This window comes from Brevibacillus gelatini (genome assembly GCF_050920745.1).
Classification (GTDB): domain Bacteria; phylum Bacillota; class Bacilli; order Brevibacillales; family Brevibacillaceae; genus Brevibacillus; species Brevibacillus gelatini.
The window spans coordinates 3,893,238-3,912,968 of the sequence record NZ_CP154342.1 but is presented as its reverse complement, the minus strand read 5'-3'; the positions used below and the strand labels follow the sequence as shown (position 1 = coordinate 3,912,968).

The 19,731-nt window shown below is 52.7% G+C and carries 19 protein-coding genes; 12 read left to right on the top strand and 7 right to left on the bottom strand.

The window, feature by feature from the left end:
* Window positions 1-14 precede the first annotated feature (14 nt).
* A complete protein-coding gene (locus tag AAFJ72_RS18850) occupies window positions 15-1,115 on the top strand; it encodes a histidine kinase N-terminal domain-containing protein (RefSeq protein ID WP_432775258.1) in 1,101 nt (366 codons plus the stop codon).
* Between the two features lie 107 nt (window positions 1,116-1,222).
* On the opposite strand, the gene AAFJ72_RS18845 is transcribed toward AAFJ72_RS18850, so the two are convergent.
* From AAFJ72_RS18845 to AAFJ72_RS18825, 5 genes are all read right to left on the bottom strand, one after another.
* Entirely contained in the window at window positions 1,223-2,257 is a 1,035-nt protein-coding gene (locus AAFJ72_RS18845; protein ID WP_432775256.1) for an acyltransferase family protein, read from the bottom strand.
* A gap of 156 nt (window positions 2,258-2,413) precedes the next feature.
* Window positions 2,414-2,722 carry a hypothetical protein gene (locus AAFJ72_RS18840; RefSeq protein ID WP_432775254.1) on the bottom strand — a complete coding sequence of 103 codons (309 nt, stop codon included), beginning with the start codon at window positions 2,720-2,722 and terminating at the stop codon, window positions 2,414-2,416.
* An 85-nt stretch (window positions 2,723-2,807) separates the two neighbouring features.
* On the bottom strand, window positions 2,808-3,011 hold the full coding sequence (locus AAFJ72_RS18835) for a cold-shock protein (RefSeq protein WP_122903041.1): 204 nt from the start codon (window positions 3,009-3,011) through the stop codon (window positions 2,808-2,810).
* Between the two features lie 168 nt (window positions 3,012-3,179).
* Window positions 3,180-3,656, bottom strand: coding sequence for a hypothetical protein (locus AAFJ72_RS18830; RefSeq protein ID WP_432775252.1), 477 nt, complete (start codon window positions 3,654-3,656; stop codon window positions 3,180-3,182).
* Between the two features lie 117 nt (window positions 3,657-3,773).
* The gene (locus AAFJ72_RS18825; RefSeq protein WP_432775250.1) at window positions 3,774-4,319 is read right to left on the bottom strand and encodes a GbsR/MarR family transcriptional regulator; all 546 of its coding nucleotides are present in this window, start codon (window positions 4,317-4,319) and stop codon (window positions 3,774-3,776) included.
* A 258-nt stretch (window positions 4,320-4,577) separates the two neighbouring features.
* Between AAFJ72_RS18825 and proV the strand changes: the two genes are divergently transcribed.
* The 7 genes from proV (at window position 4,578) to AAFJ72_RS18790 (ending at window position 11,307) form a co-directional block, all read left to right on the top strand.
* Window positions 4,578-5,801: a glycine betaine/L-proline ABC transporter ATP-binding protein ProV gene (proV, locus tag AAFJ72_RS18820; RefSeq protein ID WP_122903038.1), complete on the top strand. Its 1,224-nt coding sequence runs from the start codon at window positions 4,578-4,580 to the stop codon at window positions 5,799-5,801.
* Window positions 5,801-6,640: an ABC transporter permease gene (locus AAFJ72_RS18815; protein WP_122903037.1), complete on the top strand. Its 840-nt coding sequence runs from the start codon at window positions 5,801-5,803 to the stop codon at window positions 6,638-6,640. The genes proV and AAFJ72_RS18815 overlap by 1 nt, the downstream gene beginning before the upstream one ends.
* 11 nt (window positions 6,641-6,651) lie before the next feature.
* Window positions 6,652-7,578, top strand: coding sequence for a glycine betaine ABC transporter substrate-binding protein (locus AAFJ72_RS18810; protein WP_432775248.1), 927 nt, complete (start codon window positions 6,652-6,654; stop codon window positions 7,576-7,578).
* A 211-nt stretch (window positions 7,579-7,789) separates the two neighbouring features.
* Window positions 7,790-8,500 (top strand): ABC transporter, encoded by a 711-nt coding sequence (locus tag AAFJ72_RS18805; RefSeq protein WP_432775246.1) that lies wholly within the window; start codon window positions 7,790-7,792, stop codon window positions 8,498-8,500.
* Between the two features lie 31 nt (window positions 8,501-8,531).
* Entirely contained in the window at window positions 8,532-9,269 is a 738-nt protein-coding gene (locus tag AAFJ72_RS18800) for an AAA family ATPase (protein ID WP_432775245.1), read from the top strand.
* Window positions 9,270-9,539: 270 nt separating this feature from the next.
* Window positions 9,540-10,430, top strand: coding sequence for a DUF2167 domain-containing protein (locus tag AAFJ72_RS18795; RefSeq protein ID WP_432775244.1), 891 nt, complete (start codon window positions 9,540-9,542; stop codon window positions 10,428-10,430).
* A gap of 322 nt (window positions 10,431-10,752) precedes the next feature.
* On the top strand, window positions 10,753-11,307 hold the full coding sequence (locus AAFJ72_RS18790; protein ID WP_432777223.1) for an amine oxidase: 555 nt from the start codon (window positions 10,753-10,755) through the stop codon (window positions 11,305-11,307).
* A gap of 92 nt (window positions 11,308-11,399) precedes the next feature.
* Here AAFJ72_RS18790 and AAFJ72_RS18785 read toward each other — a convergent pair whose 3' ends face one another.
* Window positions 11,400-12,926 (bottom strand): vWA domain-containing protein, encoded by a 1,527-nt coding sequence (locus AAFJ72_RS18785; protein WP_432775243.1) that lies wholly within the window; start codon window positions 12,924-12,926, stop codon window positions 11,400-11,402.
* A 142-nt stretch (window positions 12,927-13,068) separates the two neighbouring features.
* Here AAFJ72_RS18785 and AAFJ72_RS18780 point away from each other — a divergent pair, with 142 nt between their 5' ends.
* Window positions 13,069-14,229 carry an iron-containing alcohol dehydrogenase gene (locus AAFJ72_RS18780; protein WP_432775242.1) on the top strand — a complete coding sequence of 387 codons (1,161 nt, stop codon included), beginning with the start codon at window positions 13,069-13,071 and terminating at the stop codon, window positions 14,227-14,229.
* A 231-nt stretch (window positions 14,230-14,460) separates the two neighbouring features.
* Here the strand turns inward: AAFJ72_RS18780 and AAFJ72_RS18775 are convergent, their stop codons facing one another.
* Window positions 14,461-15,012 (bottom strand): hypothetical protein, encoded by a 552-nt coding sequence (locus AAFJ72_RS18775; RefSeq protein ID WP_432775240.1) that lies wholly within the window; start codon window positions 15,010-15,012, stop codon window positions 14,461-14,463.
* 118 nt (window positions 15,013-15,130) lie between these two features.
* On the opposite strand from AAFJ72_RS18775, the gene AAFJ72_RS18770 reads away from it, so the two are divergent.
* From AAFJ72_RS18770 to AAFJ72_RS18760, 3 genes are all read left to right on the top strand, one after another.
* Window positions 15,131-15,724 (top strand): TetR/AcrR family transcriptional regulator, encoded by a 594-nt coding sequence (locus AAFJ72_RS18770; protein ID WP_432775239.1) that lies wholly within the window; start codon window positions 15,131-15,133, stop codon window positions 15,722-15,724.
* 279 nt (window positions 15,725-16,003) lie between these two features.
* A complete protein-coding gene (locus tag AAFJ72_RS18765; RefSeq protein ID WP_432775237.1) occupies window positions 16,004-18,286 on the top strand; it encodes a DEAD/DEAH box helicase in 2,283 nt (760 codons plus the stop codon).
* The gene (locus AAFJ72_RS18760; RefSeq protein ID WP_432775235.1) at window positions 18,276-19,661 is read left to right on the top strand and encodes a ribonuclease H-like domain-containing protein; all 1,386 of its coding nucleotides are present in this window, start codon (window positions 18,276-18,278) and stop codon (window positions 19,659-19,661) included. Before AAFJ72_RS18765 ends, AAFJ72_RS18760 begins: the two co-directional genes overlap by 11 nt.
* Window positions 19,662-19,731: the final 70 nt, after the last annotated feature.

Here is a 19,731-nt window from a genome sequence, read left to right as displayed (position 1 = left end):
CGGAGTGGGGACAGGTGGCATTGGACGAATTGGCACTTTTTTTGGACGAGCACGAGGAAGCGGTGGTAGAAGAGTTCAGGAAACGGAGCATGGTGTCTGAGCACGACCAGTTCAACGGGATGATTCATCTGAACGGACAAGCCATGTACCGCATGGTGGCCGACTATCTCCGTTCGAAGATTACGCATGAGGATATTAAACTGTTCGCTTCTAAAGTAGCGAATGAGCGGAATCAAGCGCAGAGCAACATCGGTGATTTCATATTTAATGTGTGCCTGGGCCGCGAGTTGGTGCTCCAAGTGCTGCAAAAAGGTTCATTTCCGGCAGAACTTTTCTTGGAAGCCATGATAAAAATCAACGAGTGCTTCGACGTTTTTCTCGTGCATACCGTTTCCAGGTACACGGAGCTAAAAGACAGCGACCTGGAGGAAAAAAAGCTGTATATAGAGCGGTCGCACAAGGACAGGCTGACGATCCTGGGGCAAATGGCTTCGAGCTTTGTACACGAATTCCGCAATCCGCTGACCGCCGTCTTGGGATTTTCCCGTTTGCTAAAAGAAGACTATCCGGACTTGCCGTACGTGGATATTATCGAGAATGAGCTGAATCAGCTCAATTACCGTGTGTCCCAGTTTTTGCTGGTTTCCAAAAAAGGAGCCGTACATAAGAACAAAGAAGTATTTAGCATAGCTTTACTATTTGAAGAAATACTTTCCTTTCTCTATCCGAACATCGTGGACGTAAATGCGCAGATTACATGCACAATTGACCCGCGACTCCTTCTGGATGGCTACCGGGACGAGATGCGGCAAGTGTTCATCAACATTATTTCCAATGCGCTCGACGTCCTGCAACGCAAAAACGGCGACAAGGAAATTACGATCAACGGACATCGCATCGACGATATGACAGCGATCACGATCTCCAACAATGGCCCGCAGATTCCGCCAGATTTGCTGTCAGTCATTTTCGAACCGTTTTTTACTACAAAAGAACTGGGAACGGGAATCGGGCTGTACGTCTGCAAGGAAATTATCGAGAGGCACGGCGGAGTGATTACGTGCGAGTCATCTGACCGGAAAACCGTATTTTCCATGTACTTCAAAGATTCCTAGCAGAGGGAAGCAGAATCATTCCGGAAACCTGCCGGAAAACGCAAGAACGACCAGTGCTTTCGCAACGAAAGTCAACGGGTCGTTCTCTGTGTTGGCGTCTCGCCGTTTTATTGCAGCCGTTCCCGCCGTCCTTTCCTGCCCATTTCCCCCAACTGCTCCAACCCTTTCACCAGAAAGACCAATAGCAGCGCCAAAAGGTAACTACATCCGACGATCAAGCCCAGGTACAGAAGCGAGTACCAGGTGTTTTGAAAGACCCAGGCGACGTCCCCGTATTGCTCAAACAAAAAATCTTTGAACATGATCAAAAAGGCGGAGTGAAACAGGAAAATGAAATAGGTCAAGCCTTTGCGGAACTTGAGGCGAAGATGATCCACCAGTTCCAGAAAAAAGACCATGAGCACGAGAAAGGACAGCAGTGTTGCAAAAACGAAGCTCAGATGCACCGCCACATACAGCTTGCTCGAGACGACAAAAAACATGGCGGCAGCAGTCGCAATGCCCGTCGAGAGCATCAGGACGGAGCGGTTGTTGCGCAAAAAAGACAGAATGGCTTCCCGGTACCAGTACAACAGATGGCCCATATACAGCGTGAAAATCCAGCTAGGCAGCATGTGGCGGGTGGACAGGCCAAGCCATCCTTTGTGCAGGTAGTTGATGTAGACGTACTGAACGCCAAGCAAAAGCCAGATGACGTACAGGATGTTCTGCTTCGTAATCCACTTGCGAAAAATATAGGCAAACACGTAATATTGGCAAATCATGAACACAAAATAGAGGTGATCGCCCGTTTTCCCCAAGAAAATGTTGGCGAAATCCTCAAACGTATGGGGCATGGCCTTTTTTAGCAAATAGTGATACAGAATGCCCGACACCAGGTAAGGCAGAACAATGTACATGACCTTGCCCGCAAAAAAATCGCGGGGCAGCGGCTTTTTGACTTCAAAGGAATAGGCGGTCAAATAGCCGGTTGCGATTGTCAGCAGCACAGTGCCGTAACGACTGATCTGATTGAGGGCGACAACCCAGAAAGGATCGTTGAAATAAAGCACCGATGCCGTAAAATGCCCGACCACAACCAATAAGCTTGAGAACAGCTGGATGTAAAACAGCGACTTCAATATCTTTGAATCGGTATACATAGGCATTCCCCTTTACTTGTTCATCGGCTTGCGAGGCGGTCAAAGAGCGGATAAGCCAAGACAATATAAAAGCGAATTGCCCCTATCGTAAAAAATGAATTTTTGAATTAGATTTGATAAGAAAAAAAGCCACACAACAATGTGCAGCTTTTGGCATTATTTTTTTGCCTTGTTCCTCTCCGCAATCGCCTGGCTGACCACGAAGGCCAAATCGTCGTTGCCAAACAGCGACAGCACGCCAAGGATGGTGGCGTCAGGAATTTCCTCTGCTTCCTCTTTGGGAACCGTATTTTCCAGCATTTGAGCCAGCAGATGGTTTTCTCCCTGGGCGGGATAGGCTCGGCGGTACAGCTCGCGCGCATCCAGACCGTTGTTGACGCACCACTGGGCAAAGACGAGAATCATCATGCCTTCATCGCGCTGATAAGCCTGGATGACTTGTTCTTCCATCTCTTTTCGGTTCATGGGCATCTCCTCTACCAATCGTTCGTGTCATGTGCTTAATTGTAGAGAAGAGGACAAATCCCCGCAAGAAAAAAGAAAGAGCGAATCATGAATGGCGCTTGCTGTGATTGGCCAGAACGGGAAGCACCCGCGTCTCCTTAACCATTTTCGAATGGCAAAAAGGGCAGCTCGGCCTCTCGTCAAAGGAAAAGTTATCTCTCATCCAGCACGAACATCCATCATTGCTGCACGTCCACACATCTGTTTCCTCTTCTTCGACCGGAACAACTGCTTTCTTCGAGAAATACACATGAACTCCTCCTTTGCGGGGCATCGTGCTTTTCAGCCACCTCTATTAATGTGTGAAAGACGGCCCGTGAATATGCCAAGATTTTCTGCCAAAGCAAAAAAACCTCCTGACATGGCATCAGGAGGGGGCACCCGTGAAAGGATCGTATTTGGAGGAAGGAAAATCCAGCTACTTGCGCAAGGAAAAGCCTTCTTCTTTCAGGTAATTTTCCGCTTCTACATATGACTCAAAAGAAGCTTCCAGATTCATGCCGTGGTAGACGTTCCACAGCGAGTCCTCCTGTTGCAGCAGCAGCGTGGAATTTTCCTTGTCGACCCAGGTTTGCACGACTGGCTCGTTGGCTTCCGTCTTTGGCTGCGGCTCGCGCTTGACAGAGAGAGACTGGATGGAAGCTTCGATGATCGCGCGCAATTCCTCTGCGGAGAAGTCGCGAATGTTGACGTAGCCTTTTTCGTCTTTGGGATAGCCTTTCAAAAAGCCTGCAAATACGAAGCCGTTGCCATTCGGATGCAGATGGTAAACGACTGTCTTTTTGTCGTGCAGACTTGCCTCGTAGTGAAAATTGACCCGCTTGAGCGAGACATTGTGCCGAGTCAGTTGCGGAAATGATTCAATAATCGCCAGTTTTTCTTCAAAAGTAAGCATGAATTCCTCCGATGAGAAAGGTTTTGTTTGTCGATTATATCATAGGTGGGACAAAGAAACGGGATGCACCTGTATGGGCGCTCCCGTTTTTTGTTGCAGCGAGTCAAGGAATGCTTTCTAATTGCTCTCTTTTTTGGGGACAAACTGAAAAATATCGTGGGATTCAAAGGTGTCAATCAGACGCGACAGCCACGAGTAATACTCCAGCCCGTTTTCAATCCGGCTGATGCTCAGCTCGACGCGCGCTCTCAGCTCATCGGACAGATCCTCAGACTGCTGGAGGGTGCGCAGCTCTTGCAGCGACTTTTTCAGGCTGTGCACGTTTTGCTCGCTGGCATGGCGCCACTTCACGGAGAACAGATCAATGAAGTTTTGGTACCAGTCGAGATTGACCTCGTAATGGTCTTTGCGCGTCCCTTTTTTCCATATCTTTTCTACCATATTTAAGTCCATCAAGGTGCGAACGCCGGTGCTCATGCTGGTCTTGCTCATTCCCAGCGCTTCTCCCATCTCATCCAGCGTCATCGACTTGTCCTGAAACAGCAGCGTGCCGTACAAAAGCCCGGTAGACATCGTGATGCCGTACAAATCCATGTTGCGGGCCAACGTTTCGATCACTCGTTCCTGAGCTTTTTCGAGGATTTTTTCCTGATTCGTTTCCATTTTGAAAAAAGCAGCTCCTCTAGTCATTTTACCTGACTAGAATTGTACGTTTCCGCAAGCAAAAAGTAAATGGATACATCAAACAGTATGTACGTGATATACTGCGAATACGGAAAGAAAAGTATGTAAAGTTTTTTCTGAACGCTGAAAATGCCCGATTATCGCGGCTCACCCAGTTTGAGGCAAAAAACAGGGGTCGTTACAATTGTAAGGGTAAAGAACAGTCCGGATACGGGCGTAACAGTTGGAGGTGACCACATGCCCAAGATCAAAGTGGAAAATTTGACCAAAATCTTCGGACGACAGCCCCAACGCGCACTGCCCTACGTGAAACAAGGGAAGACCAAGCAGGAAATATTGAAGGAAACGGGTCTTACTCTTGGGGTGAATCAAGCGAGTTTTGAGGTGCATGCCGGCGAAATTTTCGTCATCATGGGGCTTTCGGGTAGCGGGAAGTCGACGCTCGTTCGACTCTTGAATCGGCTGATTGAGCCGACAGAAGGCAGAATCCTGATTGACGGTACGGATATTGTCAGCATGAACACAGAGCAGTTGCAGCAGGTCAGAAGAAAGAAGCTCGGGATGGTGTTTCAAAAGTTTGCCCTGTTTCCGCACAGGACCGTCCTGGAAAATGCGGCGTATGGCCTGGAAATCCAGGGCATTCCCAAAGCCGAGCGCGAAGCCAAGGCGAAAGCGTCGCTTGCGCTGGTCGGTCTGGCAGGCTGGGAAGCAAGCTATCCCGAGCAACTCAGCGGAGGAATGCAGCAGCGCGTCGGTCTGGCGCGTGCACTTGCCAATGAGCCGGATGTGCTGTTGATGGACGAGGCATTCAGCGCACTGGACCCGCTTATTCGCAAGGACATGCAGGATGAGCTGCTGGAATTGCAGAGCACGATGCAAAAAACGATTATTTTCATTACGCACGACCTCGATGAAGCGCTGAAGATCGGGGACCGGATCGCCTTGATGAAGGACGGTGCCATCGTGCAGATCGGCACCCCGGAAGAAATCATGACCAATCCGGCCAACGAATACGTGGAGCGCTTCGTGGAAGACGTCGACCGCTCCAAGGTGCTGTCAGCGGAGAACGTCATGAAGCGGGCAGAGACGATTACCCTGGACAAAGGGCCGCGTGTCGCCCTGCAGATGATGCGGGACCGCGGCGTATCGAGCCTGTACGTGGTCGACAAAAAGAAAACACTGTTGGGCGTGCTGACCGCAGACGCCGTCAGCGAAGCGAAGGAACAAGGAAAATCGCTGGAAAGTGTCCTGCGCACAGAAGTGCCAAAAGTCGGCCCGCAGACGCTGCTCAATGAACTGTTTGACCTGGTTGCCTTTTCCGATATTCCGGTAGCGGTGACAGGGGAGCAGGATCGTCTGTTGGGCGTGATTGTAAAAGGTGCCGTACTGGGTGGTTTGGCCGGAAAAGTGAACCAGGAATCGTCGCTTGCAGCAAGTGAAGAAAGGCAGGTGGATGCATGATGGACCAACTTTTTCCGAAGCTGCCCCTCGATAGCTGGGTAGAAACCATCGTAGACGGACTGGATGAGCATTTGGGTTTTTTGTTCGATTTTATTTCGACGTGCATTGGCGGAATGGTCGATTTCTTTCAGCTGATTTTGACCGGACTGCCGTTCTGGGTGATTATCATTTTGCTGACGCTGCTGGCGTACCGCGCCGGAAAGCTGTCTATCGCTCTTTTTACTTTCATTGGACTTCTTCTGATTCAGAATCTGGGTTATTGGGAGCATTCAATGGAAACACTTGCGCTGGTACTGACCGCCGGACTCATCTCGATCATCATCGGGATTCCCGTGGGAATCTGGTGCGCGAAGAGTGATTCCGTCCAAAAGGTCGTGACGCCTCTGCTTGATTTCATGCAGACGATGCCTGCGTTTGTGTACTTGATTCCCGCGATCTTTTTCTTCGGACTGGGAAAAGTGCCGGGTGTCATCGCTTCCGTCATTTTCGCGATGCCGCCGACCATCCGCCTGACCAACCTGGGGATTCGCCAGGTGCCAGCGGACTTGATCGAGGCGACAGAGGCGTTTGGTTCGACCTATTGGCAAAAGCTGACCAAGGTACAGCTGCCAATCGCGAAAACGACGATCATGGCCGGAATCAACCAAAGCATCATGCTGGCGCTGTCCATGGTCGTGATCGCTTCGATGATTGGGGCAAAAGGCCTTGGCGCGGACGTTTATCGCGCTGTGACGCAGATCAAGATCGGAGAAGGCTTCGAGGCGGGACTGGCCATCGTCATTATGGCGATTTTGCTGGACCGCATCACGCAAGGAGTAGGAAAGAGAAAAAAAGCGTAGGAGGGGTTTTCATGAAAAAAGCAACCTGGAAAGGATTGGCCGTCGCACTGGGACTCGGCATGGTGATGGCAGGCTGCTCAAGCGCTGGAACTCCGCAAGGCAATGAACCGTCTGGCGGCAACACCGGCTCGGCAGCATCCGGCAGCGTAGGTGCGGCTGTCGACCATAAAATTATCGGAATTGATCCGGGTGCCGGACTGATGAAGGCGACGGAAAAAGTTCTCAGCGAATACGGGCTGAAAGACTGGGAGCTGGTGGAAGGCTCCAGTGCCGCGATGACAGCCGCCCTGACGCAGGCGTACAAGGACAAAAAGCCGATTATCGTCACAGGCTGGACCCCGCACTGGATGTTCTCCAAGTTCGAGATGAAGTACCTGGAAGACCCGAAAGGCATCTACGGAAAAGAAGAGCAAATTCACACCGTCGTGCGCAAAGGCTTGAAGGAAGAGCAGCCGAGCGCCTACGCTTTCCTCGACAAGTTCGCCTGGACGCCTGCTGACATGGAAAAAGTCATGCTGGACATCGAAAGCGGCAAAAAGCCGGAGGAAGCGGCAGCCGAGTGGGTGAAAAACAATGAAGAAACGGTAAACAAATGGATCGAGGGCATCCAGCCTGCCACCGGCCAAAAGCTGACGCTTGCCTACGTGGCCTGGGATTCCGAGATCGCCAGCACGAACGTGGTAAAGACCGTCCTGGAGGAAAAGCTGAACTATCAAGTGGAGCTGAGCCAGGTCGAAGCAGGCCCGATGTGGATCGGGGTAGCAAACGGCGACGTGGACGGCATGGTTGCCGCATGGCTGCCGACGACACATGCGGACTACATGGAGAAGCTTGGCAAGGACGTAGAGGACCTTGGACCAAATCTGGAAGGAACCAAGCTGGGCCTGGCCGTTCCGACCTACATGGACATTACGTCGATTGAAGATTTGCAGAAGTAAACAAACGGTAAAATGATGGACGCAACAACGAAGAAAGCCAGCAGCGCAGGGGTCAATCCTGCAAACGCTGGCTTTTTTTGTGGTATATTTATCTAAAAAAAGGAAATTTTAAGAAAAAAGTTATTGAAGGAAATGAAGTTTTCAGGAAAGGAATCGGAAAACCATGTTTAGAAAATCATACGAATTTTTCATCGTATTCCTCAAGTCGATCATGGATGAAAAAGTTTCATTAGCCTGGTCGATCCTGCTGCCTGTACTGTTGTTTTTTTCGATCAATTACAGTTGGTTCGACGCCAAACCGGATGTTTCAAAAGCCGTTTACTACTATGCCAGTTTCTGGGCTTTCTCGACAGTGCTGGTAGTGTTTAATGGGATTGGGCTAAGATTAACCGATTTTCGAGAGTGGGGCATCTTGAAAAGCTTTGTCTTCATCTGCGGCTCAAAAGTTCCGATTATCGGGGGACTTTTACTCACTCAAATTGTTTTTGGGCTCGTCACGCTTGCTTTGTTTACGTTTGTGATTTCAGTCGTCTTTGCTTACCCTGTTTTTCTTCTGTTTCTTACTGCTGCGTGTACCTATTTGCTCGTCTTGCTCCCGCTTTTTATGCTGTCTCTCGCGATTGCCAGCTTGTCGGTAAGGGCTTCATCTGCCTATACGATTGTCAACATGATGATTTTCCCGGCGACGTATCTGGCTATTTATCGAGGCGAGTCTACGGATTTTTTTAGCACTATGCTTTACTATTTAAACCCGGTTGAATACGTATTCCGTTTCTCCGTGTTTACCTATGAGGTATTGACCAATAACCTTCAACCGAACAGTAATCACCTGTTTCTTTTCATCATTTCGCTGGTCTACATCATGATTGGAAGCATTGCCTGGCCGAAAATAAAAATCGCTTCAACAGTAAGAAGAACCTAATCGCCAAAAGGAAGGAAAGAGTGGAGAACCGATGATTGAATTAAAAAATATATCGTTTTCCTACCCCAAGAGTGAAAAGAAAGCGCTCCATCAACTGAATATGAAACTGGAAGCGAATAAGGTCAACGTAGTCATTGGTCTGAATGGAGCAGGGAAAACAACGCTTTTTGATTTACTGACGGGAGTGTTGGCGATTCAGGAAGGGGCGATTGACGGAATCCCACCAGCGAACGAAATCGTCTATCAAACGCAAAGCTTGTACTTTTCGCCCATTTTGAAGGGCAGGGATATTGCCCGACTTATTTTACATATAACGGATCGAGCCTTCGATAAAAATCCGGAGCTATGCTTGTCTCTATTGGATGACCGGGAAAGGGAACTGGTCAGGGAGCTTTGGAATCGGAAGTTTGGGCAAATGTCTGTCGGGGAAAGAAAATGGCTGCTTGTCACCTTGTTTGCCGAGATTGACAAACGCTTCTATTTGTTCGACGAGCCTACGAGTGGGGTTGACCCTACAGCGAGATTAAAAATATTGAGCAAGATCGCAGAGATAGCCAAAAAACCCGGGCACACCGTTTTGATGTCAACTCATCAATTGCAGGAGCTGGAATTTATCGATTGCCAAATTTTCATTCTCCATGCCGGGAATGTGAAGTATGCAGGCTCTTACCAAGACTTGCTGACGAAGTACGATACTCCTAATCCGGATCGGGCGTTTCAGCGTTGTGTGGAAAGCGAAGACCACTCACTGGGAATGGCCCAATCGTAAATTCATTCAGCCAGAAGGGGCTGTCTCAGAAAGTCGCTGTTTTGACTTCGAGACGCCCCTTTTTCACGTGTTGCCTTTTGCCGAGTCCTGTCTGTGCGCAATCCGTCCTACAAAAGCAGGTCTTAAGTAATGGAAAAACAAATAAACATCCAATTATACCCAGTAAAAACGATTCATTTTTCCCTTTATTTTCTATAAACCCTTTGAAATGGGTAAAAAATCCCGGTAAGATAAGGAAGTTCGTGAAATAAATAGATAAGAGGGGTTAGCATGAGAAGAAGTGTTTGGCAATCATTTTTATTTACTTGCATGTTCGCTTTTGCGGCCGTTCTACCGGCAAACGCAGCCGGGAACTACAATTTTGTGGAAAGCGGAACGAAGGTAGAGATGGAAGGAAAGTTTTCCTTCACCGTTCCGGAAAACATGGTCTTTCTCAACAAAGACGATACGATCAAAATGGAGAAAGAGTATGGGGACATTCCGAGCATGTACGAAATCGGAAGCGTCCATCCGACTGAAGACGGGCAAAACTGGACCTTGTTTATCGAATATGAGGACACAGGACATATCAGCGACGACGAGCAAAACGAAATCGATGCCGACGCGTTGCTGCAAAGCTACAAGGACGGCACAGAAGAGGCGAACAAGCAGCGAAAGCCGGAAGAGCAGATTCATGTAATCGGCTGGAACGTAAAGCCGTCCTACAATGCCGCCACCCACGAGCTGGAATACGCCATGCTGGTAGAGAACTCGAAAAAAGAGCAGTTTCTGAACTACAAGCTGCAGGTGTTGACGAGAACAGGCCATGTTTCCTTCATTCTGGTCACGGATGTGCCGTCGCTTATGAAGGACAAGCAGACCTTGCGGGAAAAGATCATGAAAAACTTCGTGGTTAAGGAAGGGCATCGTTACACCGATTTCAACGCTGAAACAGACAAGGTCGCAGAGTACGGCCTGACAGGCTTGATCCTCGGAGGACTGGGCTTGGCCGCCGCAAAGAAACTGGGACTGTTGGCCATGATTTTGGCGTTTGCGAAAAAAGGCTGGATTTTGATTGTAGTCGCATTGGGAGCGTTGGGCGGCCTCATGAAAAAGCTGTTTGGCAAAAAGAAAGACGAACAGCCGCCTGCCGATGCGGACGAGGAAAAGCCATCCGCTTGATGGGCCGGGTATAGTAGCATTGGCTCTATAATATAGAAAGAACAGACAGCCGAATCTCTCGCGGGTGAGCGAGCGGAAACAGGCTGTCTTTTTCTATGGGAAAAGCTGATAATCCGACTCGTGCCGCGCCAGGATGGGGTCGAGGCAAAAGCTGTTCGTCAGTGAGATGGGTATCCCCTCGATTCGCTGGCGAAGCACAGACAGGGACTGAAAAAAGCCTTTACAAACCGACGGTCGGTTTGTAGTATAAGATCATCAGCAAGCTATCATGATGTTATTCGTTCTACATTTATAAGTAGAAAAGGAGAGCTGTCCCGTGTTCATGACCTTGTTCTGGATTTTTGTTGACCTGATTCCTTTCTTCGTTGCCTTTCAGGTGCAGCCGCCTGCGCTTGGATTTGCCATCGGGTTTGCGCTCGCGCTGTTGATCTGTTTGTTTCAGAAAAAGAAGTTTGGCGAAGTAACGACGATCATTGCGATCAAGGTGTTTTACTTCTTTTGCGGCTTTTGGGTCGCTCTCTTGTTCCCAGCGTTTCACCTGCTGGATTTTACCCAACTGTTCATGTACGCCATCCTCGCTGTGGCAGCGACCTGGTCGTTGTGCATCAAAAAGCCGTTTACGCTGCAATATGCGAAAAAGGTAGTGCCCGCTGAGCTTGTCTCGCATCCGCTGTTTCTGGCCTCCAACTTTTGGCTGACATTGATTTGGGCAGTTGCGTTCGGGCTGTCGCTCATTTGCTCCGTGCTGTTTGCACTCGCAGTCATTTCCGGAGATACGGGCATCATGCTGGTCAACATCTGGAACATCCTTGGGCTTGCCGCGACGATTTTTGTCCGTCCTGTCATGAAGCATTTCTTTTTGAAAAAGCAAGGTTAACAAAAAAGGCAGCGCCATTGTGTGCGTGCCTTTTATTTTACCCAAATACAAACTGATGGTCGGTTTTGATAAGGGGCGCTGGCGGCTTTCTTTTACTGCTTTCGGAGAGCCAGACTGCTCTCGACGAGCTGGACAAAATCGCGCTGTTCCTCACCGGAGGCGTTTGCTTTTGCCAGTTCCAGTACGTCGTGCAGAGAACTGCGCTCCGACCACGGGCTTTCGCGGAGTATTTCGGCAAACTGCGCGACAGAAGCGAGAAACTTCAGTCCGGAAGACAATGTCTTTTGCACCTGAACGGGCTGACTGATTTCTTCTGTGCGATTGGTCGCAATGTCATGATAGCGGATGCGCACGGTGCCAAGTTTGTCGGTATCCGCTGCCTTTTTCAGCTTGATCTCGTAAAGCGCGGTGACGGTATGCCCGGCTCCCACTTCGCCCGCGTCTGTTTTGTCGTTGCGAAAATCTTCATCGCGGACGTCGCGGTTTTCATAGCCGAGCAGGCGGTACGAGTCGACTATGGCCGGATCGAACTCCACCTGGATTTTGACATCGCGGGCAATCGTTTGCAGCTTGCCGGTCAGCGCTTCCGTAAACACCCGTTTTGCTTCGGAAAAGGAATCGATGTAAGCGTAGTTGCCTTCCCCTTTGTCAGCGAGCTGCTCCATCAGCACATCGTTGTAATTGCCCATCCCGAAGCCAAAGGTGCTCAAATAAATCTCCTTGCGGGAAAAATCCTCGATGGAACGCAAGATTCCTTCCGGGCCCGTCTCGCCTACGTTGGCTACCCCGTCCGAGCAGAGGATGACGCGATTGATCGCATCTGGTTCAAAGGAGCGGGAGGCCATCTCGTAGCCCAGCATCAGCCCTTCCTCGGCGTTGGTGGAGCCTTCCGGTTCAAGCTCGGCAATCGCGGACAAGATCGTTGGCCGCTGCTTGACGGAAGTAGGCGGAAGCACGACTCGTCCGGTGGAGCCGTAGACGACGATGCCGACCGTATCGCTGGGCTGGAGCTGGTCGACCAGGACGTTCAAGCTTTTTTTCACCAGCTCCAGGCGGTTTTCACGCGCCATCGAGCCGGATACGTCGATGACGAAAACGAGCTGGGCTGGTTTGCGGTCGTCGCTTGCGATTTCCTTGCCTTTGATCCCAATGCGGACGAGCTGCTGACCGGGATGGAAAGGCGAGGGGCCGCCGTCAGCGACGATGGAAAACGTGCGGTCTTTGGGAGCAGGATAAGCGGCGGGGAAGTAGTTGATAAACTCCTCCACGCGAACCGCGTCCGGCGGCGGCAAAGTCCCTTCGTGGATGTAGCGGCGCATGACGGTGTAGGAGCCTGTGTCTACGTCTGCCGCAAACGTAGAGAGCCGGTCTTCTGCGGTGGAGACGAACTGGTTTGTCCCGTAATTTTGAAAATACATACCATCTGTGCGCGAATGAACTGGTGCTGAGAGTGCAGTGTCTTGCATACTATAGCTGCCCCCGTATGCCGCTCGTTGCGGGCTTCCCGCTGGCTGCTGATGGGACGCGCTTTTTTCTGCGGCCAGCTGCTCAGACGAACTGCAGCCGATCAGGGCCGCAACCAAAACGGTTATGCCACATGCCTTTCCGATGTTTTTCATCTGTCTAATCCCCCTTTTGCCTATGTGACGTGAAAAAAAAAAGGAACGTTACACCGCTGCAACCTTATTGCGCGAATCTTTTTGCGATTTTCTGGCTTACAGCTCTTTCAGCTAGTATGATGGGGAAAAGGGAGGCGATACGATGAACGCATACAGCTATTATTGCTCTACACGTATTGAAATGGGAAAAGGCAAAGCGGGGGAGCTGCCGAAGCTGCTGCATGATCTGCGAAAAGGCACGTCTGTCTTGCTGGTCAGCGATCCGGGGGTCATCAAGGCAGGGCTGGTCACGCCGATCCAGGAGGCGCTGACGGTAGCAGGTTTTCAGGTAACGCTGTTTGATCGGCTCAGCCAAAATCCGCGTGATACGGAATGCCTGGAAGGGGCAGCCCTGTTTCGCGACACAGCCGCCGACATGGTCGTAGCGATTGGCGGCGGCAGTGCGATGGATACGGGCAAAACGATTGCGCTGTGCGGGCCAAACGGCGGAACGCCTGCCGACTACGCAGACGGGCGACTGGCCTATGAAAACATCGCGCCGATCATCTGCGTCCCGACGACAGCGGGAACTGGCTCGGAAGTGACGCGCTCTGCCGTCATTACAGAGGCGGCCACGCACCGGAAAATGACGCTCAAGCACGCGGCGCTGCGGCCAGTTCTGGCTGTGCTCGACCCGGCTTTGACGTACAGCGTGCCTGCTGCTGTCACCGCTGCTACCGGAGTCGACGCGCTCGTTCACGCCATCGAAGGCTACACGTGCAAGGTGACGAATCCGATCTCGCAAGCGCTCGGGGCCAAAGCGATGCAGACGATTGTGTCCGCTCTGCCCGCAGCTTACGCAGACGGGCAAAACGAAGCGGCTCGGCACGCGATGCTCGAAGGCAGCCTGCTTGCGGGACTGTGCTTTGGCTCTGCGGATGTGGCGGCTGTTCACTGCCTGGCCGAAGCGTTGGGCGGGCTGTACGATACGCCGCATGGAGTGGCGAACGCCGTCTTCTTGCCGCACGTGCTGCGCTTCAATGCGGCGGAAAACAAGCCCATGCACGCTGATCTCGCCCGCTACATGGGCTTTGCCACAGATGCCGACAGCGAAGAAGTTGCCGTAGACAAGCTGATCGCAGGCATTGCCGAGTGGACAAGCAGCTTGCACATTCCCAAGTTGAAAGACCTGCCCGGCGTGCGCGAAGCAGACTTCCCGCGCATCGTGGAGCTGGCGATGCAAAACGGCTCGACGCCAAGCAACGTCCGCACGATTACGTCGGAGGATTACATGAGGATATTGGTCGAGGCTTATCGGGCGTAGTTTTTTCTTGCCTGTTGTTTGATTATCTTGCAAAATCGGGAAACCTTTTGTGGCGCGAGTGCAATTGTCAAGTTGATGTCCGGATTTTGCCGTCCCGCTCCATGTGTATGTATGGCCGAAAGCCTGGCTTTTAGGCAAAAAAAGAACAGCGCACCTGTGCCAGCGCGCATCAGGTTCGCTGTTTTTTTGCATCATCGTATCTGTACCACCTGGGCATTCACGGTATACCCGTCAAGAACTGACGCTTTTGCTCCGCTTGGGCCAGACAAAAAAACTGACAGTAATCAAGAAGTCAATCCCGACAATAACCGCCCATTGGGAAATGGTCCGCTCCAAAGCCCCGGTCCGCGAGGCATCCCCGACAAAAAAGATCATCGCAAACAGCAACCCCGCCCCGATGAGATAAGCGAAAACGTGCTTGAACCAGCCCTTGGCGTAGTAGCGGGCGTAAGCCATCCCGTACAGCTTGGGCTTTTTTGCCAGCGGCTGTTTTTTCACATAGTACAAAAACTTCTCGTCCGCCCAGTGAATCATGCCTTTGCCAAAAGCGATCGACACGCCGATGTAGACGGCAGCCAGCGCATGCGCCCTGGTTGCGGTTGCGCCCTGGTACAAGTCGACACTGGTCACGGCGAGCAAAACAAGGTCGACCAGGGGAGTCAGCGCCAGGATAAAAAGTCCAAGCCGCTCCTTTCCGAAGCCATACCGCACGGCCAACCCCAGGGCAATCACGACCCAAAAACCAATTTCACAGGCAACGATCATCCACGCGATCCAGTTCACGTTCACGCTCTCCTTTTTTAATACAAATGTATTGTAAAAAGATTTTATCACCTGCCTTTATTTAATACAAGTGTATTATTTAATTGCTCGTCCTGTCCGGGCTTGGTAAAATACAGGTATGCCAAAACAAATCGATCACGAAAAACGAAGAGAACAAATCGCCCAGGCCACCTGGCGGGTCATTAGCGAGCGGGGAATGGAGGGAGCGACGGTTCGCAATATCGCCGCAGAGGCAGGGCTGTCGCTGGGGGCGCTGCGGCACTATTTCAGCACACAGGACGAACTGCTGGCGTATTCGATGAAGCTCGTGAAAGAAAGAGTGACAGCCCGCATCCGCGAGATTCTTTCACTTGACCTGCCGCCGCGCGAGAAGTTTATCCGAACGATCCTGGAGCTTGTGCCGATGAATCGGGAAAACATGGTGGAAATGGAGGTCTGGTTTGCCTTTACGGCTTACTTCCGCCATAAGCCGGGCGGATTTGACATGCAGGATGACGGCGTCTACCTTGGCCTGCAAAAGCTCATGGATTACGCCGAGCAAAATGGCCTTTTGCCTGCAAGTATTGACAAAGAGCTGGAGACGGAGAAACTTTATGCACTGGTCGACGGGCTTGCGCTGCATGCCTATATGCAACCGCAGCGACTGGACGGGCCAAGGCTGGAGCGCGTGTTGATTCACCACCTGTCGGGGTTGATGGCAGCGGAAAAATAAAGCGACCCCCCCGGGAGAACAAGAGTGAAAAAAGCAGCTGATCGCCGAAGCTGAACCGATCCGGCGGGAAAGCGATTGCCAGGTAAATACCGTTTGCCAAAAAATCGGCTGCCAAGCTCGTTTGGCAGCTTTTTCTATTTGATTGCCGGAAAAAAAGGTGAAAAGCTCCTGTCCGCTCTGGCCTGCTTACCGCAAAAAAACCGCTCCCGGACAAAACGTCCGCAGGGGTTTACAACCCGAACGCCCATTCGTAGAATAAGGGCAAAGAAGGTGAGCCTGGTGAAGATGAAAAAAGACATGGCAACGATTTTGGAGCATTTGAAAACAGACGAGCGTTTTCGTGACAATATAACCCATTGGCGGGTCATTCCTGCCCGTGAGGCCAAAACGGTTCCGTTTCCACAGGAAATGGATGCGCGCATCCGGGAAGCGCTGACGCGAAGAGGAATTGCCGCTTTGTACACGCACCAGGAGACGGCTTTTCGCCATGTGCGCGAGGGCAGGCATATCGTCGCGGTCACGCCGACTGCGTCCGGGAAAAGCATGTGCTACCATCTGCCGATTCTCCAGACGCTGGCCAAGGACACGCAGGCGCGCGCGCTTTACCTGTTTCCGACCAAGGCGTTGGCGCAGGACCAGAAGGCAGAGCTGCACGAGCTGATTACCGAAATGGGGCTGTCGATCAAATCGGAAACGTACGATGGCGACACGCCGGCCAACATCCGGCAAATGGTGCGCAAGGCGGGCAATATCGTCATCACCAACCCGGACATGCTGCACTCCGCCATTTTGCCGCACCACACCAAATGGGTTTCGTTTTTCGAGCATTTGAAATACATCGTCATCGACGAGCTGCATACATACCGCGGCGTCTTTGGCAGCCACGTCGCCAATGTGATTCGCCGCCTCAAGCGGATTTGTGCCTTTTACGGCAGCGCGCCGCAGTTCATCTGCACGTCGGCGACGATCGCCAACCCGCGAGAGCTGGCGGAAGCGCTGACAGAGGAACAGGTCGAGCTGGTCGACAATAACGGAGCGCCGTCCGGCGTCAAGCATTTCATCTTTTACAACCCGCCTGTGGTCAACCGCCAGCTCAACATCCGGCGCAGCGCCACGCTGGAGGCGCGGGACATTACCGAGCAGTTTTTGACCAACGGCATCCAGACGATCCTGTTTGCGCGAAGCCGCGTCCGCGTGGAGATTTTGCTGACGTACTTGCAGGAGCTGATTAAGCGCAAGCTCGGCCCGAAAACGATTCAGGGGTATCGCGGCGGCTATTTGCCGAGCCAGCGCAGGGAGATTGAGCGCGGCTTGCGCAACGGCGACATCATGGGCGTAGTCAGCACGAACGCGCTGGAGCTTGGCGTAGACATCGGACAATTGCAGGCGTGCGTCATTACCGGGTACCCCGGCTCTGTTGCCAGCACATGGCAGCAGGCGGGTCGGGCAGGCCGTCGTCAGGGCGAGTCGGTCGTCGTCATGGTCGGCAGCTCGACGCCGCTGGATCAGTACGTGATCGCCCATCCCGAATACTTTTTTGACCGCAGTCCGGAGACGGCGCGGATCAATCCCGACAACCTCATCATTTTGGTCGACCATCTGAAATGCGCGGCGTACGAGCTGCCGTTTCGTGAAGGCGATACGTTTGGCCGGGCGGAAATTACGGAAGTCCTGGAATTTTTGACCGAGGAGCAAGTGCTGCACTATTCGCGCGGCAAATGGTTCTGGATGAACGATTCGTTCCCGGCGCACAACATCAGCTTGCGGTCGGCCTCGCAGGAAAACGTGGTCATCATCGACATCAGCGAGCGGGGCAACGAGCGGGTCATCGGGGAAATGGACCGCTTCAGCTCGCTGACGCTGCTGCACGAGGAAGCGATTTACTTGCACCAAGGGACGCAGTACCAGGTCGAGAAGCTCGACTACGAGGAAAAGAAAGCGTACGTCCGGGAAGTGCAGGTCGACTATTACACCGATGCGAATCTGGCGGTTCAACTCAAGGTGCTGGAGCAGGACCAGACGCGTCGCTACGGGCAGAGCGCTTTCGCTTACGGGGAAGTTTCCGTGCACGCGATGGCGACGATTTTCAAAAAGATCAAGTTCGAGACGCATGAAAATATCGGCTCCGGCCCGATTCATCTGCCGGAGGAGGAATTGCACACGAACGCGGCATGGATTGGCTTTTCCGATTCGCTTCTGGAGGAGATTGGCACAGAGGACGTGGAGCGGGGGCTGGTCGGTCTTGCGCATGTACTCCAGCACGTCGCTCCGCTGTTTGTCATGTGCGACCCGATGGATTTGCACGTCATTCCCCAGCGCAAGGCCGTCCACTCGCAGGAGCCGACGATTTTCCTGTACGACCGCTATCCGGGCGGCATCGGCCTGTCGGAGCAGGTGTACAAGGAAATGGAAACGATTCTCACCCAGGCAGAGCGGCTCATCAGCTCTTGCCCGTGCGCGTCAGGCTGTCCGTCGTGCGTCGGCGCGACCGACGACGGCAGCAAGGAGCTGGCCATGACCTTGCTGCGCGTCGCCCAAGGGGGAAGCGTTCATGTCTCTTAAATCCAGGCTGCAACGGATGAAGGGGCACATGTCACTGGACGCAGGCAAGGCGGCGAACGAGCCTGCCGCGGCAGGAGAGCAGGCCGAGCAGCCGGCAGGACATTCGGCAGGACAGCCGTCGGAACAGCCCGCGCCTATGCCGTCCGAACCCGAAAAACCGTCCATTCCCTTTACGGACAGATGGCAGTCCTTGCAGGCGGCCCCCTACTTTTGGGACGACGAGCACGTCATGATCCGCGAGGTGCGCTATCCCGTCAGCCAGCGGCACGGCGCCTACAGCTTTGCCCAGCTGCACGAGGCCATTGCCATCTGGGAGGCGTCCGGCAGGGAGCATCCCCTGTCGGCGGCGGGCAGGAAGGCAGAAGAGTTGCTGTTTTTTGACACGGAGACGACCGGGCTGTCCGGCGGAGCGGGCAACGCCGTTTTCCTGCTGGGCTACAGCCGCCTGGAGGGAGAAGAGGTTGTCGTGCGCCAGCATTTTTTGCCTGCCCCCCATGCGGAAGCGACCTTGTACCAGTCGTTTCTCGCGCAGGCGGAAAAATCGTCGCATCTGGTAACGTTCAACGGAAAGTCGTTCGACTGGCCGCAGGTGCGGACAAGGCATACGCTGGTGCGCGACCAGGTTCCGGCCTTGCCTGTCTTTGGTCACCTGGACCTGTTGCACGGTGCGCGCCGACTGTGGAAGACCGAACTGGAATCGTGCCGCCTTGGAATCATCGAGCAGGAAAAGCTGGACGTTTTCCGCGAGGACGATTTGCCCGGCTACCTCGCGCCTGTGCGCTACTTCGATTTTTTGCACTCGCAGGACCCTGACGTGATCGCAGGGGTGCTGCGGCATAACGAGACAGACGTCCTCTCACTCATTACGCTCTACATCCATATGACCCGGCTGCTGACGGATCAGCCCGACGTGGCCGCCTCCCCGGAGGAACGCTTTGAAATTGCCAGATGGTACGACGCGCTGGGCGACCAGGAAGCGGCGCTGGCAGGCTACCGCTTCGTCGCGGACAGCGGCCATGCCTGGAGCAATCGGGCTAGGCTTGCCATCGGCCACCTGTACAAAAAGCAGAAGGACTGGCGGCAGGCTTTGCATGTCTGGGAGTCGTGCATGGCATCGTCCGGCTATGTCCCCGAAGAGGTTTACATCGAGGCCGCCAAGCTGTGCGAGCACCAGCTCGGCGACGCGGAAAAGGCGCTCCGCTATACGCGGCAAGCCTACGAGCAGTGGAAAAAGCGGGGCACGCTCTTGCGCAACCGTTCCAAGGCCGAGGCGCAGGCGTATCAAAAGCGGATAGATCGGCTGGAAGCGAAGGTTATGGGAAATGCCGGGCAGGCGAGTTTGTTGTCCGGGTTTTTCGATTGGGCGGATGAGTAGGGCAAAAAAAGAAGGAGGCTGTCCAGCAGTCTGTTTACATTGACTTTGGACAGCCCCTTATGAAAGTTTA

Bases quoted from the DNA above. Each gene is read 5' to 3' on its own strand.
- AAFJ72_RS18845 (WP_432775256.1), bottom strand. From the start codon at position 2,257: ATGTATACCGATTCAAAGATATTGAAGTCGCTGTTTTACATCCAGCTG.
- AAFJ72_RS18770 (WP_432775239.1), top strand. From the start codon at position 15,131: ATGCCAAAACAAATCGATCACGAAAAACGAAGAGAACAAATCGCCCAG.
- AAFJ72_RS18780 (WP_432775242.1), top strand. From the start codon at position 13,069: ATGAACGCATACAGCTATTATTGCTCTACACGTATTGAAATGGGAAAA.
- AAFJ72_RS18800 (WP_432775245.1), top strand. From the start codon at position 8,532: ATGATTGAATTAAAAAATATATCGTTTTCCTACCCCAAGAGTGAAAAG.
- proV (WP_122903038.1), top strand. From the start codon at position 4,578: ATGCCCAAGATCAAAGTGGAAAATTTGACCAAAATCTTCGGACGACAG.
- AAFJ72_RS18825 (WP_432775250.1), bottom strand. From the start codon at position 4,319: ATGGAAACGAATCAGGAAAAAATCCTCGAAAAAGCTCAGGAACGAGTG.
- AAFJ72_RS18790 (WP_432777223.1), top strand. From the start codon at position 10,753: ATGACCTTGTTCTGGATTTTTGTTGACCTGATTCCTTTCTTCGTTGCC.
- AAFJ72_RS18760 (WP_432775235.1), top strand. From the start codon at position 18,276: ATGTCTCTTAAATCCAGGCTGCAACGGATGAAGGGGCACATGTCACTG.
- AAFJ72_RS18840 (WP_432775254.1), bottom strand. From the start codon at position 2,722: ATGAACCGAAAAGAGATGGAAGAACAAGTCATCCAGGCTTATCAGCGC.
- AAFJ72_RS18830 (WP_432775252.1), bottom strand. From the start codon at position 3,656: ATGCTTACTTTTGAAGAAAAACTGGCGATTATTGAATCATTTCCGCAA.
- AAFJ72_RS18805 (WP_432775246.1), top strand. From the start codon at position 7,790: ATGGATGAAAAAGTTTCATTAGCCTGGTCGATCCTGCTGCCTGTACTG.
- AAFJ72_RS18785 (WP_432775243.1), bottom strand. From the start codon at position 12,926: ATGAAAAACATCGGAAAGGCATGTGGCATAACCGTTTTGGTTGCGGCC.
- AAFJ72_RS18810 (WP_432775248.1), top strand. From the start codon at position 6,652: ATGAAAAAAGCAACCTGGAAAGGATTGGCCGTCGCACTGGGACTCGGC.
- AAFJ72_RS18795 (WP_432775244.1), top strand. From the start codon at position 9,540: ATGAGAAGAAGTGTTTGGCAATCATTTTTATTTACTTGCATGTTCGCT.
- AAFJ72_RS18815 (WP_122903037.1), top strand. From the start codon at position 5,801: ATGGACCAACTTTTTCCGAAGCTGCCCCTCGATAGCTGGGTAGAAACC.